This window comes from Pasteurella sp. WM03, from assembly GCF_004570945.1.
GTDB lineage: Bacteria > Pseudomonadota > Gammaproteobacteria > Enterobacterales > Pasteurellaceae > Rodentibacter.
In genome coordinates this window covers 163,844-179,135 of the sequence record NZ_SPPO01000006.1, presented here as the reverse complement: position 1 = coordinate 179,135, position 15,292 = coordinate 163,844, and the positions used below count along the sequence as shown (strand labels likewise).

Below are 15,292 nucleotides of genomic sequence, written 5' to 3'. Positions count from 1 at the left end.
TACCTTTCACCGTTAAATCTTTTTCAACATTGGCATTATTCGTGACATTTAAGTCTTTGGTTGTCGTTGTGCCTTCAACCGTTGAATTGCCTTTCACCGTTAAATCTTTTTCAACATTGGCATTATTCGTGACATTCAAGTCTTTGGTTGTCGTTGTGCCTTCAACCGTTGAATTGCCTTTCACCGTTAAATCTTTTTCAACATTGGCATTATTCGTGACGTTCAAGTCTTTGGTTGTGGTTTTGCCTTCAACCGTTGAATTGCCCTTCACCGTTAAATCTTTTTCAACATTGGCATTATTCGTGACATTCAAGTCTTTGGTTGTCGTTGTGCCTTCAACCGTTGAATTGCCTTTCACCGTTAAATCTTTTTCAACATTGGCATTATTCGTGACGTTCAAGTCTTTGGTTGTGGTTTTGCCTTCAACCGTTGAATCACCTTTCACTGTGCTGTTTCCGGTAACCGTGCTATTTCCGCCCACCGTTAGATCTTTTTCAACATTGGCATTATTCGTGACATTTAAGTCTTTGGTTGTCGTTGTGCCTTCAACCGTTGAATTGCCTTTCACCGTTAAATCTTTTTCAACATTAGCATTATTTGTGACGTTCAAATCTTTAGTTGTGGTTTTGCCTTCAACCGTTGAATCACCTTTCACTGTGCTGTTTCCGGTAACCGTGCTATTTCCGCCCACCGTTAGATCTTTTTCAACATTAGCATTATTTGTGACGTTTAAGTCTTTGATCGTCGCGGTGTCTGTCACATTTAGGTCTTGGGTCGTCGTTGTACCTTTTACATCCAAATCACCCCCAACTGTCGCATTACCACTCGCTGTTAAGTGACGGAATGTCGGATCTTTCGCCATCAAAATCTCTATCGCACCTGTCGTTGCGTTAGCAACCGTACGAATATTGCTACTATCCGCTTCTTTATTCTCTGCCAAGCTACCTTGAACTGTAAGTGTTTCACCCAATTTACGACTGACAACGACACCATTGTTCCCTGTAAAATTCATTCCCTGATCGGTTAAACTGGATGTAATGTTTTGAATAGTCGTGTGAAGTTGACCACCTGTCACCGCATCCGTACTTCCTGCTGAGATATTACCGCTGCTGATGTTGCTGATAACATTGCCACCCATATCCACTTTCGTGCCACCGTTGACAGTAAAGGTTTTACCTTGACCACCTACCGTTGTATCGCCCAATAACTTGGTTTCACCTGTGGAAGTGAGGGTATTGGTAAACGTGCCATTTTCAGACGTTAAATTCTTCACCGTTCCGTTGCTTACCGTTAGGTTACTAATAGTTGCATTGTTCGTGACGTTCAAATCTTTAGTTGTGGTTTTGCCTTCAACCGTTGAATCACCTTTCACTGTACTGTTTCCGGTAACCGTGCTATTTCCGCCTACTGTTAGATCTTTTGTAATCGTCGCATTATTTGTCACATTAAGATCTGTGGTTATGGTCGTGCCTTCAACCGTTGAATCACCTTTCACTGTGCTGTTTCCGGTAACCGTGCTATTTCCGCCCACCGTTAGATCTTTTTCAACATTGGCATTATTCGTGACATTTAAGTCTTTGGTTGTCGTTGTACCTTCAACCGTTGAATCACCTTTCACTGTGCTGTTTCCGGTAACTGTGCTATTTCCGCCCACCGTTAGATCTTTTTCAACATTGGCATTATTCGTGACGTTCAAATCTTTAGTTGTGGTTTTGCCTTCAACCGTTGAATCACCTTTCACTGTGCTGTTTCCGGTAACTGTGCTATTTCCGCCTACCGTTAGATCTTTTTCAACATTGGCATTATTCGTGACATTTAAGTCTTTGGTTGTGGTTTTGCCTTCAACCGTTGAATCACCTTTCACTGTGCTATTTCCGGTAACTGTGCTATTTCCGCCTACCGTTAGATCTTTTTCAACATTGGCATTATTCGTGACATTTAAGTCTTTGGTTGTGGTCGTGCCTTCAACCGTTGAATCACCTTTCACTGTGCTGTTTCCGGTAACTGTGCTATTTCCACCTACCATTAGATCTTTTGTAATCGTCGCATTGTTTGTGACGTTCAAGTCTTTGGTTGTGGTCGTGCCTTCAACCGTTGAATCACCTTTCACTGTGTTATTTCCGCCTACCGTTAGATCTTTTTCAACATTGGCATTATTCGTGACGTTCAAATCTTTGGTTGTTGTTGTCCCGTTTACATTCAGGTTACCACCAATATTGGCATTGCCTGTGGTAGACATCGTTTCAAATTCCGGGTTTTCGGCAATTTGGATTTCAACTTTTCCGTCCGTCACGACGGTGTTCACATTTTTGGAACTATAAGTACCGGCTGTTGCTTTGTCTCCCGAAATCGTCAGCGTTTCACCAAGTTTACGGGCTGTACTTCCCGAATTGCCGGTAAAAGTCAACGGATTGTTAGAAAGTGCGGTCAAATTATTCGTGATATTTTGAGCCATTTTATCTAACTGCCCCTTAGTCGCTGCATCCGTTGCATTCGTCCCTTCTGCAATATTGGTGAGCACGTTACCGCCCATATTGACGGTTGTACCGTTAGCAATATTGAAAGTTTTATCTTTTCCGCCCACTGTTGTATTTCCGGATAGGGTGGTTTCACCTTTAGAAGTTAAAGTGGAGTTAAATGTACCATCGGTTGAATTTAAATTGGTTGTATTAATATTCGTTGCATTTGTGGTTGCATTTGAAATCAAACCTTTTACTTGGCTTAACGTTGTTGCATCATTATCTTGAGTTGCGGCACTAACATTTGTTAAGCGGTTTCCGCCTGCATTAAAGTTAGAGTTAGCCCCTAATGACATATTCCCTAACTGAGTGTCTCCACTCGCCGTGAGGTCTTTAACCGTTGTACGACCATTTACAACTAAATCTCCCCCAACGGTTGCACCATTCGTTGTTGTTATGCTTGTGAAATTAGGTGAGTCACTCACTGCCAATGTAATCTCTTTATCACTTTGAGTCACGTTGAGGTTTTTCCCTGCTACGATAGTGACGGATTCCTCCATCTGAACATTAGCACTTGAATTAGTACCATCATTTCCTCTCGTCGCAATATTCCAACCTTTGTTGACTTTCTCTAATGCAGTATTTGCGGTACTCTTCGCATTCGTTGCTGTTGCATTCGCAGTGTTCGCTATCTTATTAGCATTTGTTGCCGTAGTATTTGCGGCATTTGCCGTGTTGTTGGCATTCGTTGCTGTTGCATTCGCAGTGTTCGCTATATTATTAGCATTTGTTGCTGTGGTGTTTGCAGCATTTGCCGTGTTGTTGGCATTCGTTGCTGTTGCATTCGCAGTGTTCGCTGTATTGTTAGCATTTGTTGCTGTCGTACTCGCTACATTTGCCGTGTTATTGGCGAGAGTCGCCATATTGTTGGCACTAGTAGCAATGGTGTTTACTACATCAAGTTGCTCTTTGTTTACCGCATCTTTTGCCGATGTACCGGCTTTCACATTAATAATTTTATTACCGCCCATATCTACAGTAGAATTTCCTTGGAAAGTAACCGTTTTTCCCTCACCTCCAAGTAGAATATCACCGCGTAAATTTGACGTACCTGACACCGTTAATGAACCACCTGCCTCAACATTAGTAAATTTTGGATTGTCAACCGTCTTAATGGTAATTTTGCTACCGCTACGTTCTACATTAATATTTTTCCCTTGGGCAATATTGATCGAGCCATTTCGGGTGATCTTCTCACCTGCATCATCATTAGCTTTAATGAAGAAACTAGAATTATTGAGGGCATTGTTAATAGCATCTGATACGGTTTTCGCTGTGGTTAAACCTGATGTACCTGACACACTGGTCACCCCTGTTGCATTAGTAGAAATATCTTGTGTCACCACATCCATTTTGACAGATGAGCTGTTATTGTCATCAGTCACCACTGCGGTTGTATAACCGCCATCAGTGAAATTCACTAAACCGTCATTATTAATACGAGATTTTGTACTGCCGTTTTGTTGGATATTAAAGCCTGAGTTTTTCATTACCGCATAGAGCTGGCTACCATTCACAGCATCGGTAGAATCTTGCGAAACACGCCCCGCTGCCACATTAACAATTTGACGTTTATGGCTGCTATTACCAATAGAAAGTACACTGTCTGCTGTTTGCGCAGCAATAGTTGCGGTTGTTGCAACGCCTGTACTATTTTTAAATTTTAAATCAGCAACAGTATTCTTTGAGCCAGCTTCTGAACCTGCACCTAATGCCGTGCCATATTTTGAACCTGCAACGACTTTAGCAGCCGCACCAATGGCTGTTGCGTATTGAGAATCTGTGAATGTATTAATACCAATAGCAGTTGAATGGAGATTTCTAGTCTGCGCATTTGCACCAATAACGACAGATTCTTGACTATTTCCTGTTGCATTGTACCCAATCACAACCGTTTCCCTATGGGTTTCTGCTAGAACTTTTGCCTCAGCACCGATAACAATAGTTTTATCTGCGATGGATTGGGCACTATTCCCTAATGCAACACTATTTAATTTATTGGCTGTGCTATTAAAACCAACCGCCGTCGCACCTGCACCACTTGCGGTTGAATTTCCCCCTAGGGCTAGGGTTCCGTCACCTGTTGCACTGGCATACCCACCTACCGCTGTAGCGTTTTCACCATTTGCCGTTGTATTTGCCCCCATAGCTGAGGCACCTTTACCGGTTGCATTGGCATTTTCTCCCACAACAGTAGCACGTTCACCATTTGCGATCGTATTTGCCCCTAGAGCTGAAGCGCCTTCACCGGTTGCATTGGCATTTCCACCTATTGCTGTAGCGTTTTCGCCATTCGCAAATGAGCTAGTACCAATAGAAACTCCACGTTTTCCATACGTAGTCGCATTAAACCCGATTGCAATACCACCACGCGACTCCTCATCCGTGACTCTCTTCCCAACCTGAGACTCTGTACCAATCGCAATAGCACCAGGTGCCCAAGCTCGGGCAGACTCGTGTTTCTGATGACCAACGTTATCACGACCAATGGCAATCGCATTCGCATCTCCGTTGGCATCTCCTGCAGCAATAGATGTACCCTCACTATTTACCCATTTAATTTCGTTAGGCTTAGCTTTTACAGCAATAGCATTCGGCGCCATCATCATTGCAGATATCATGGCAATAATTTTAATCCCCCCAACAGATGGGAACTTACCTTCCCTACTTTCAGAAACTTCCACAGTATTATTGGAAGAAGATTTACAATGGCCTTTCGCTAACTCTGATACTGCCGCCCAAGTCTGGGTGGTATGGTTAAAAATAACCTTAAAAATTTTGTTCATAAATTCACGTTCCTTTAAACTACTAACATCGTTTCAAGCCCAACCTAAAAACACTGCGAAGAGCTTATTCCTACTCTGTATAAAATCTCTACAAATACTAACGCAATTTCAATATTGAGTATAGAAAAAATAACCATAAATCCAGACAAGAATTATCTGGTCTAACCAACCACGCTAAGCCTGTCCACGTAAATGATCGCCATCCGTTTTGTGTAATTTAGCTAATGTCCAGACGAGTGCGATGGCAAAAACAGATGAGGTTAAGAATGTATAGCGGAAAGCCTGTTGCAATAATTCCCCTTCATGACCAAAAAGTTGGCGATAAAAATTCAAAATAATAGATGAGACGGCTATCCCAAAGCCGATACCTACCTGCTGCACAATACTTAGTAGCGTTGAACCGGCACCGGCTTGAGTTTGAGAAAGATCGCCTACCGTTAATGTATTCACTGCGGTAAAAATCATCGACATACAAGCGCCATACCACATTAGGTTACATATAATCCAGCCTAGAGCGCTTTGCTTATCTAAGTATGCCATTGCAATCATCCCTACAGCCATTAAAAGTGCGGATGAAATCAGGGTTGTTTTATAGCCAAACTTATTCAGAATACGCCCGATAACGGTTTTAAATATCACCGACATTAACGCAATGGGTGCAAGCAGCCAACCGGACATTTCTGCGCTATAACCAAAAGAAAGTTGAAACATTAACGGCAATAAAAATGGAATACCGGAAGCAGAGAAACGAATAAATAAATTGGCGAGAATCCCCAAACTAAATGTTCTCGTGCGAAATAAGGAAAGCGGTAGAATTGCCCGTTCATTCCCTTTTGCATACATAACATAAAGAGTCAATAAACCCATACCGAGAATAAGCGAACCATAAGTCAAAACCAAATTTCGCTGACTTTCTCCCATTAAATCCAAACCGAGCGTTAATCCCACTAAGCCTAGGGCAAATAATAAAAAACCGCTCCAATCCAGCCTTTCTTCACCGCCTTTGATATTGTCCATTACGCGACCGGAGGTGAAAATGCCTAATATACCAATGGGAATATTAATTAAAAAAATCCAGTGCCAAGTTGCATGAATGACCAACCAGCCACCTAAGATAGGGCCGAGGATTGGGCCGATTAACCCTGCCGTTGCCATTAAATTCCAAGCGTTGAGAAGCTGATGTTTAGGAACAGATTGAATGATCGCTAAGCGGGCAACCGGCATCATAAATGCGCCCCCAATGCCCTGAATCACTCGAGCAAGAATGAGTATGTCCAAGTTAGGAGCGGCGGCACAAACTGCTGAACCGAAGGTGAATATAAAAACCGCACTGCGAAATACCGTGAGTGTGCCAAATTTTGCTGCTGCCCATGCGGTAAGGGGAATAAATAATGCGACAGCCAAGGAATAAGCAATGATCGCCATTTGCATTTCAAACGCCGGGGCGTGTAAATCAGCGGCGATGGTCGGCAATGCCGTATTTAAAATAGTGGCATCAAGACTTTGCATAAAAAGTGCCATTGCTGCCACTCTGGCTAAACCTCGATAAGGGCGAATCTCTGTCATTTTACTTCCTGTGACTTGAACCAAGTTTCAATAAAATCAGCAATCTGTGAAACTCGGTTAATATCTAACAAAGTGCGGTCGGTTTCAAGAGCATAATTGGTGGCAAGGGCAAGGACATCGCTGTCAATTTCTGGCAAAGGCTTTTCCATTTCTTGGCGATGTAAAAGAATTTTCGGGATCGGTTCTTGTTTAAATCCTTCCACGAGAATTAAATCTGTTAATGTGCGATCAAATTGTTGAGCCAAATAATCAAGTGAAACAGGTGAGGGCGTTTCTGTCATCATCGCCCAACGGTTATCGCAAGCCATTATCACTTGGACAGAGCCGGCTTCTTTCATTCGCCAACTGTCTTTCCCTTCCTTATCCACTTGGGCATTATGATGGCTGTGTTTAATCACGGAAACACGGAACCCACGAGTGATTAACTCGGGAATCAGTTTTTCTAATAATGTCGTTTTACCACTACCGCTATAACCGGTGATACCAAGAAGGGGAATTTGAACACGCATATAAAAATAACCTTAGAAATGACCACACTTTAACGATTTTCAAACAGTAAAAAAACGATAAATCGGGGTTGATGATATTTATCGTGAATTTTTGCGAGATGCTTTACCCAAATAGCACTAACAACAGCCATTCATGCAATAATGCCAAGACCAATTGTAAGCCCCATACTATTTTTCCCCGATAATCGGCGAAGTTCTCGTCCCATCACTAAACAAAAATAAGTAATGATAAGTAAAAAAGCAATATTAACCCATTTAAAAGAAAGGGAGTTTTCGTCACAGAGTATAACAGGCATCGCTAGAATAACAACTTTTGCAATATCATCTGTGAATTTTGACCAAGCTGATAATGAGCTTTTCTCAATGGTTGAGCGGAATAAATTAAACATGATTTTCTCCGTTTTAAATAAAAGCGGAATTTTGCTTAATTTTATGTTCTTTTACTCTACCCAATATTCAAATTTGCGAGGAACTTCGCAGAAAAAATTAAAAGTGCGGTTAAATTTTTCCACATTTTCAAGAAAGTACCGGCATTATGTAGCAGTTGCACGAATCTGTTTTTGGGTTAGCTTGTCGGGACACACTGCGTGTGTCCGTTATAAAATCAAATCATTTCAATATACTAAAATTCGGATACACGCAGTGTGTCCCTACAATGTCGGTGAAATTTCTATTTTTGTGCATTTGCTACATAGTGCCGGAAAGTACACGTAATAAGGTCGGCTGAAATTCTGTTTGTCGCCCTAGTTTTTTGGTATAGCGTTTAATGAAAATAAAAGAAAGGGCGGTAAAAAGAAAAATAACAAGGGCTTGGATCAATTCATTTTCGCTGATGTAATGGGATAATAGGGTCGCGATAAGTAAAGCAATGAGTGGCACAATGTACATCAATAAGGCGGAATAGAGCATGGATTTCTCTTCTAAGCCAATTTCTACGGTTTGCCCTTCTCGCAGAGGTATGATGGTTTCTATATAGAAAATATGTTCGCCACGTTTGCCGTTGAGTTCGGACAGGCTTGACGTGCCACAGCTGTTTTTTGCCGCACATTGTCCGCAAGCACTTTGAGATTGGCATTTTACTTTTGCTATACCATTTTCATAGCTGATGACAACCGCACTTTCTTTTAACATTGCGCTTCTCCCAAATAAATATCAAAACGGTGATTTTTCGTTTCACGGCTAAAGTGCGGTGATTTTTTGGCGAGGAATTCCGCATAGTCAGGGCGTTTTACTACCACTCGTTTTCGAGCTAATCGTAACGCAGGGGTTAGCAGTTCGTCTGCATCCAAATCTGCTCCAACTAAATGCTGAAACACTCGCATTTCTTTTTTTACTAAGGCGGATTTTTGTTTGTGTGGATACATAGGATCAAGATAAACCACATCGGCATACGCCGTTTCAGAAGTTAATTCATTGATATGGCGAACCGTTAATAAACGCAAATTTTGCTGTAGCATTTGCCCAATTTCTTCATCTTGATAGGCACGATGTAAGCCATCTTGCAACAGTAAATGCACAACGGGGTGACGTTCGACCAAACGCACTTGGCAACCAATAGTGGCTAAGACAAAGGCATCACGCCCTAATCCCGCAGTGGCATCAATCACTGTTGGCAATTCATTCCCTTTAATTCCGACTGCTTTGACTACCGCTTCACCACGTCCCCCGCCAAATTTTCGGCGATGTGCCATCGCTCCCCCCACAAAATCCACATAAACTGCCCCTAGTTTGGGTTCATCTAATTTACGTAATTCCAAACGTTCATTTGTTTGTACTAGGGCAAGGGGGCTTTTATCATCGTGAACAATGCCTTTTTCCGCACAAAGTGCGGTCAATTCTGCCCATGTTTTTTCGGTAGATGCCGAAATAAGTTGAATACCTACTTGCGAATTAGCCATACGCCGCTTTCCATATGATCGGTATAAGGGAATTGATCGAACAACGCTGCTTTTTCAATACGGTGGGTTTTAGACAGTTCTTGCAAATTATCGCATAAGGTGTATGGATTGCAGGAAATATACAAAATGCGATCGTAATTTTGCACTAATCTTATCGTGTCAGGATCAAGCCCCGCACGAGGGGGATCGACAAAAATCGTATTGCATTCGTAGGATTTGAGATCAATACCTTTCAAGCGATTAAATTCACGAACACCGTTCATCGCTTGGGTAAATTCTTCGGCGGACATGCGAATAATCTGCAAATTATTGACGTCATTTGCTGCAATATTAAATTGTGCCGCTGCCACAGAGGGTTTCGCTATTTCCGTGGCAAGGACTTTACGGAAGTTTTGTGCTAAGGCAATCGAGAAATTGCCATTCCCACAATAAAGTTCAAGTAAATCGCCTTCACTCCCTGCAGTGCAATCTATTGCCCATTCTAACATTTTACAATTCACCACGGCGTTTGGTTGGGTGAAACTGTTTTCTACTTGACGATACACATAATTTCGCCCCGCCACCGGTAGGATTTCATCGACATAATCTTGTTCAAGGCAAATTTTTTGTTTACTTGCTCGCCCAATCAATTGAACATCAAAACCTAGCTCAATAAGCTGCCCTCTTAACTTTTCCGCTGATTGTCGCCATTCCTCTGTAAGCGATTTGTGATACAAAAGGCTGACAATCATTTGATTACTCAACGTGCTGAGATAATCAATTTGGAACAATTTTTTGTGCAAAATTTCTTGTTGTTTGAGCAAAGGAAGCAAGGTTTGCATCATTTGGTTAATGAGCCGACTTGCGATAGGAAATTCGTCCACTCGGTAAGGTTTACGTGTGCTTTGATCAAACATAATATGATAAAAATCATCTTGTTCATGCCAAATGCGAAATTCAGCCCGCATACGATAGTGGCTGACCGGAGAACCGAATAGCCGGATTGTTGGCGCATTAAATGGACGCAAAAGTGCGGTCAGTTTCTCTTGTTTTTTTTGCAGTAATTCGATGTATTGGGAAATAGGGAGTTGCATAGCAATTTATATAGTATCAGTAGAATGTGCCAGATAACTTCATTCACGTATGAGAAATAGGCGATAGAAATTATCAATTGTGAATTTCACGCTTATCTAAAAAACAAAAGGCAGGCTTCCGCCTGCCTTTGTATGAATCTTATTCGCCGGAATAATCATCACCACCGGATGCCGCCTCACTCACATCCCCCGAGAGGGTGTAAACACGTTTGGTCGTGCTAATGCGAGTGCAGTATTTATGCCATGTTTTTTCAAAGAAAGTCTCCGGAGCACGTTCTCCACGACAGAATGCAACAAACTCTTTTTCTTCTTTTGTTGCCGGTTCACGTTCACCTAAATCCAAGGCTTTAAACGCTTGACCGTATTGTTCAAGCACTTGTGATTCTTTGATGGTGTAATCTCCGTGACGCGAAAATCCGCGTGGATAGTTTTTATCGTCAAAAAAACGACGAGTAACACTAAAACTTGCAGCCATGATCATCTCTCTTTATTTCATTGGTTAAAAACGGCACGCATTAAACCAATTTTTCGTTATTTTTGCAATAAACCTTTTACGGTTTCGACATAATCCTTGACAAAATCATCATAATTTAAGCCTTGAGGATTCACACGGAATTTTCCATTGACATAAAAATCCGGCACGCCACGTACATCAAATTGAGTAGCCGCATTCACTTGCTTGTTCACTAATCCATTTACCGCAAAACTATTGATTCCCCCATCGAATTGTTCTGCTGTTACACCGTTATCTAAGAAAATAGCACGAATATCGTCCATTGATTTTAAACGATCTTTTTGTGCGGCTTCAAATAAAGGGGCTTTGACGTTATTCTCTACCCCTAACGCCATGGCTAACGCCCAAGCTCGGGTTAAGTTTTCAGACTCGCGTCCTAAAAAATTCACGTGGTATTGTTTAAAGACAACGCCTTCCGGCAAACTATCTTTGACTTGTTGAGGAATATGGTACTCCATTTCAAAAGAGTAACAATGAGGGCAATAAAAAGAGAAAAATTCAATCACTTCTTTTTGTACTGTGGCTTGTTGGCTCACTTGAATATATTGTTTACCTTCTTGTAAGTCTGCCGCCAGTACGTTTACTGAAATTAATGCACCTAATGCAAGTAAAAATTTTTTCATTTTCTTTCCTTATTTAATAATGCCACGAGCCTTTAACAGTGCCGTTTTAAAATCTTCTTCATAGTCTTTTTTGAGCCCGGGGATAGGTTCGTATTTATCCGTGCCGTCCATTTTTAACTGATAAATAATCACTTCATCAGTTAATTCATTTAATGGCTTTTTGAAACCGGACTCATTCGCAATTTTTTGCAAAATTTCCATTAAACTCAAATCCGGCTCTTTAGACCAATAGGGCTGTAAAAGTTCCAAAACTTCATTTAAACGCTTACATTTCATTGCTATTTCCTTTCCTATATAGAAAAATAAGGCTAGATGATACTTGAAATAGCAACAGAATAAAATATGACAATCACAATAAGTGCGGTTATTTTAGCTGGAGGAAAGGCTCGGCGAATGGGGGGGAGAGACAAAGGTTTACAACTTTGGCATGAAAAACCGTTGATCCAACATATGATTGAGCGTTTACAACCTCAGCTCGCTGATATTACGATTAACGCTAATCGAAACCTTCCCAACTACGCCAAATTCGGTTTTCCCGTGTTTAGCGATGAATTAGCGGATTTCCAAGGGCCATTAAGCGGTATGTTGAGTGGACTTGAAAAAGCCAAGACGGATTTTGTGCTATTCACCCCTTGCGATAGCCCTTTCTTTCCAAAAAATCTACTGACAAAATTTAAAAGTGCGTTAGAAAATGACCGCACTTTTGTTGTTTATGCCAGCGATGAAGAACGTATTCATCCCACATTTTGTTTAATGTCTGTTCAATTAAAAGAAAAACTTCGCCTCTATCTTGCCGCTGGCGAACGCAAATTATTGCAATTTATGCAAGCAAACGGTGGAAAAGCCGTCAACTTTGGCAGTGCTGAAGGACTGTTTGTCAATTTTAATACCCTAGATGATTTACATAAAAAAACCGTGAGTTCAATTCATGATGCAACACGCTGATTTATCCCGTTATTTCACCCCTCGACATATCATCACGGCAATTTGCCTAGTCGTGTATTTGTTACAGCAAATCGGTTTTGAAGAAAACCTGATGGAAATTTTCCACTACCCTGTTTATGCTGATCAGGATAGGGAACTTTGGCGTTACATTACGCATTCTTTTGTGCATTTGTCGAATATTCACATTATTGCGAACTTATCATGGTTTTGGTTATTTGGCAGTATGATTGAACGCCATTTTGGAGGAATGAAACTTTTTCTCATTTTTTTGTTTTCTGCCATTGTCAGTGGGGTAATACAAAATTATTTCTCAGGCCCTTATTTTTTTGGTCTATCGGGGGTGGTTTATGCCATATTAGGCTATGTTTTTATTGTTGATAAACTTAATGCCAATATTTTTGAGCTCCCCAAAGGTTTTTTCATGATGTTATTAGTCGGACTGGCATTTGGTTTTGTGAGCCCTTTATTTGATATTCACCTTGGTAATGCCGCTCATATTTCAGGGTTGATCATAGGCTTAGTTTGGGGATTCATTGATAGTAAAATTTAGCGGAATCAGGTAGAGTGTAAAGGTTTTTCACGGAAAGGATACAAGAATGAAACAGTCCATTCGTCATCAAAAAATTATCGAATTAGTCAGTCAATATGGTTATTTAAGTACCGAAGATTTAGTGAATCTCTTGGAAGTGAGCCCTCAAACAATCCGTCGAGATCTAAACATTCTTGCAGAATTGGATTTAATCCGCCGTCATCACGGTGGGGCAGCTTCGCCTTCTTCAGCGGAAAATTCCGATTATACCGACCGAAAACAGTTCTTTTCTTCACAAAAAAACCGTATTGCGCAAGCGGTGGCGAAGTTTATCCCGAACGGTTCATCATTATTTATTGATATCGGTACAACCCCGGAAGCCGTGGCAAATGCGCTACTGAATCATGAGCGTTTACGCATTGTCACCAATAATCTTAATGCGGCACATCTTCTCCGTCAAAATGAAAGTTTTGAAATTACGATGGCAGGGGGATCATTGCGTGTGGATGGCGGTATTATCGGTGAAGCAACAGTAAATTTTATTTCCCAATTCCGTTTAGACTTTGGCATTCTAGGAATCAGTGCCATTGATTCCGATGGTTCATTACTTGATTATGATTACCACGAAGTGCAAGTGAAACGGGCGATTATTGAAAGTTCACGTCAAACATTACTTGTCACCGACCATTCAAAATTTACCCGACAAGCAATTGTACGTTTAGGGGAGCTAAGTGACGTGGAATATTTATTTACCGATAAAGTGCCATTTTCTATAAGTCAATATTTGCAGGAAACCCAAACCAAATTAGTGGTGTGCCAGTGAGAAAGTGCGGTTATTTCTAACCGCACTTTTGTTTTTTTGATATCCATATCAAACCAATGCGGTTAAGACCAATCCCAAAAAACAAAACAGGGTTATAACAGACAACGAAACTGTGTAAAAAACTTATTTATCGGTAAGGGGGAAAGATACTTGAGGTGTCAAGGAAAGCCTGATAGATCAAGAAATACGACGAGATTCCCTCTCAAATCGTACTCCCCATTATCCGGCGGATAAGGAAAGATGAAAAGAGAAAATATTGAAATTTGTGAAGCTCGTCACATTTTTTAGCCCATTTTCTTTAATTTTTGACAAAATCAAGAGCTTTTTCTACCACTTCAATTCCAGCCCCTTGCTTGAAGGCATTTTCACTTAAATAACGACGCCATTGGCGTGCGCCTTGACAATGTTGAAATGCACCCAGCATATGACGAACGATATGGTTGAGATAAACGCCTTGACTAAGTTGTTTTTCAATATAAGGCAACATTGCCAACACCGCTTCCCTTGGAGTAACAATTGGCATATCAGAATCAAACAACGCCTGATCAATCAGACCGAGTAAACTCGGATTTTGATACGCCTCACGTCCCACCATCACCCCATCGACAAATTGCAAATGCTGTTTCACCTCTTCGATGGTTTTAATGCCACCGTTAATGACGATTTTCAAATGAGGAAAGTCGCGTTTTAACTGATAGACACGTTCATAATCAAGAGGGGGAATTTCACGATTTTCTTTCGGGCTTAATCCGGAAAGCCATGCTTTACGTGCGTGAATAATAAATTCCTGACAGCCTTTATTTTGTATTTTTTCAATAAAATCACATAAAAATTCGTAACTATCGAGATCATCAATACCAATACGGGTTTTCACCGTCACAGGAATATTCACCGCTTGTTGCATTTTTTCAACACATTCTGCCACCAAATCGGCCTTTGCCATTAAACAAGCACCAAACATCCCGTTTTGTACCCGATCAGAGGGACAACCTACATTGAGATTGATTTCGTGATATCCCCGTTCTTCCGCCAGTTTTGCGCAATATTTAAGCTGTTCGGGATCACTTCCGCCTAATTGCAAGGCAACCGGATTTTCACGCAAATCAAAATCCAAGAGATCATATTTGGCATGAATAATCGCCGGTGTCGTCACCATTTCTGTATAAAGCAAAGCACGTTGCGAAAATTGACGATGAAAATAACGACAATGGCGAGTTGTCCAATCAAGCATTGGCGCAACAGAAAAGCGACCACGATAAAAGTGCGGTTGATTTTGAGGCATTTTTATTTCTCTTGTTTATCGTTGCGACGATCCGCTGTTCAAAATACTTGTACCGAGCAACGAAATAATAAAAGGGAGTTAAGTGAGGCGGAATTATGGAGACAATAATAGGGGAAATCAAGCACAGACTTCCTACTATTCAAAAAGAGAAGCCAAAGCACCCATCGTTTCTTTAAATTCAATTCTTAGCTTGCTAATTCTCCTTTTGCCATTATAATAAGTCTA

General features: G+C 41.1%; 14 protein-coding genes. 3 read left to right on the top strand and 11 right to left on the bottom strand.

Annotated elements, in window-relative coordinates; all coding sequences use genetic code 11:
- From E4T92_RS07855 to E4T92_RS07810, 10 genes are all read right to left on the bottom strand, one after another.
- Positions 1-5,305 (bottom strand): ESPR-type extended signal peptide-containing protein (locus tag E4T92_RS07855; RefSeq protein WP_135094164.1); only part of this gene is annotated, 5,305 nt, incomplete at its 3' end.
- A gap of 174 nt (positions 5,306-5,479) precedes the next feature.
- A complete protein-coding gene (locus tag E4T92_RS07850; RefSeq protein ID WP_135094163.1) occupies positions 5,480-6,871 on the bottom strand; it encodes an MDR family MFS transporter in 1,392 nt (463 codons plus the stop codon).
- The gene (gene mobB / locus E4T92_RS07845) at positions 6,868-7,380 is read right to left on the bottom strand and encodes a molybdopterin-guanine dinucleotide biosynthesis protein MobB (RefSeq protein WP_135094162.1); all 513 of its coding nucleotides are present in this window, start codon (positions 7,378-7,380) and stop codon (positions 6,868-6,870) included. The genes E4T92_RS07850 and mobB overlap by 4 nt, the downstream gene beginning before the upstream one ends.
- A gap of 131 nt (positions 7,381-7,511) precedes the next feature.
- On the bottom strand, positions 7,512-7,769 hold the full coding sequence (locus E4T92_RS07840; RefSeq protein ID WP_135094161.1) for a hypothetical protein: 258 nt from the start codon (positions 7,767-7,769) through the stop codon (positions 7,512-7,514).
- 298 nt (positions 7,770-8,067) lie between these two features.
- A complete protein-coding gene (locus E4T92_RS07835; protein WP_135094160.1) occupies positions 8,068-8,511 on the bottom strand; it encodes a SoxR reducing system RseC family protein in 444 nt (147 codons plus the stop codon).
- Entirely contained in the window at positions 8,505-9,278 is a 774-nt protein-coding gene (locus E4T92_RS07830; RefSeq protein WP_135094159.1) for a class I SAM-dependent methyltransferase, read from the bottom strand. The genes E4T92_RS07835 and E4T92_RS07830 overlap by 7 nt, the downstream gene beginning before the upstream one ends.
- Positions 9,260-10,351 carry a tRNA (uridine(54)-C5)-methyltransferase TrmA gene (gene trmA, locus E4T92_RS07825; RefSeq protein WP_135094158.1) on the bottom strand — a complete coding sequence of 364 codons (1,092 nt, stop codon included), beginning with the start codon at positions 10,349-10,351 and terminating at the stop codon, positions 9,260-9,262. Before trmA ends, E4T92_RS07830 begins: the two co-directional genes overlap by 19 nt.
- Before the next feature lie 139 nt (positions 10,352-10,490).
- On the bottom strand, positions 10,491-10,826 hold the full coding sequence (locus E4T92_RS07820; protein ID WP_077543011.1) for a DUF413 domain-containing protein: 336 nt from the start codon (positions 10,824-10,826) through the stop codon (positions 10,491-10,493).
- A gap of 56 nt (positions 10,827-10,882) precedes the next feature.
- A complete protein-coding gene (locus E4T92_RS07815; RefSeq protein ID WP_077543012.1) occupies positions 10,883-11,488 on the bottom strand; it encodes a DsbA family protein in 606 nt (201 codons plus the stop codon).
- Positions 11,489-11,497: 9 nt separating this feature from the next.
- Positions 11,498-11,764, bottom strand: coding sequence for a YihD family protein (locus E4T92_RS07810; protein ID WP_077543013.1), 267 nt, complete (start codon positions 11,762-11,764; stop codon positions 11,498-11,500).
- A 66-nt stretch (positions 11,765-11,830) separates the two neighbouring features.
- Between E4T92_RS07810 and mobA the strand changes: the two genes are divergently transcribed.
- Genes mobA through E4T92_RS07795 form a run of 3 tightly spaced genes read left to right on the top strand, consistent with a single transcriptional unit; the run spans position 11,831 to position 13,785 of the window.
- On the top strand, positions 11,831-12,433 hold the full coding sequence (gene mobA, locus E4T92_RS07805; protein ID WP_135094157.1) for a molybdenum cofactor guanylyltransferase MobA: 603 nt from the start codon (positions 11,831-11,833) through the stop codon (positions 12,431-12,433).
- Positions 12,420-12,983, top strand: coding sequence for a rhomboid family intramembrane serine protease (locus E4T92_RS07800; protein ID WP_135094171.1), 564 nt, complete (start codon positions 12,420-12,422; stop codon positions 12,981-12,983). The genes mobA and E4T92_RS07800 overlap by 14 nt, the downstream gene beginning before the upstream one ends.
- Before the next feature lie 46 nt (positions 12,984-13,029).
- Complete coding sequence (locus tag E4T92_RS07795; protein ID WP_077543015.1) at positions 13,030-13,785, top strand: DeoR/GlpR family transcriptional regulator; 756 nt, start codon at positions 13,030-13,032, stop codon at positions 13,783-13,785.
- Between the two features lie 298 nt (positions 13,786-14,083).
- Here the strand turns inward: E4T92_RS07795 and dusA are convergent, their stop codons facing one another.
- On the bottom strand, positions 14,084-15,067 hold the full coding sequence (gene dusA, locus E4T92_RS07790; RefSeq protein ID WP_135094156.1) for a tRNA dihydrouridine(20/20a) synthase DusA: 984 nt from the start codon (positions 15,065-15,067) through the stop codon (positions 14,084-14,086).
- Positions 15,068-15,292: the final 225 nt, after the last annotated feature.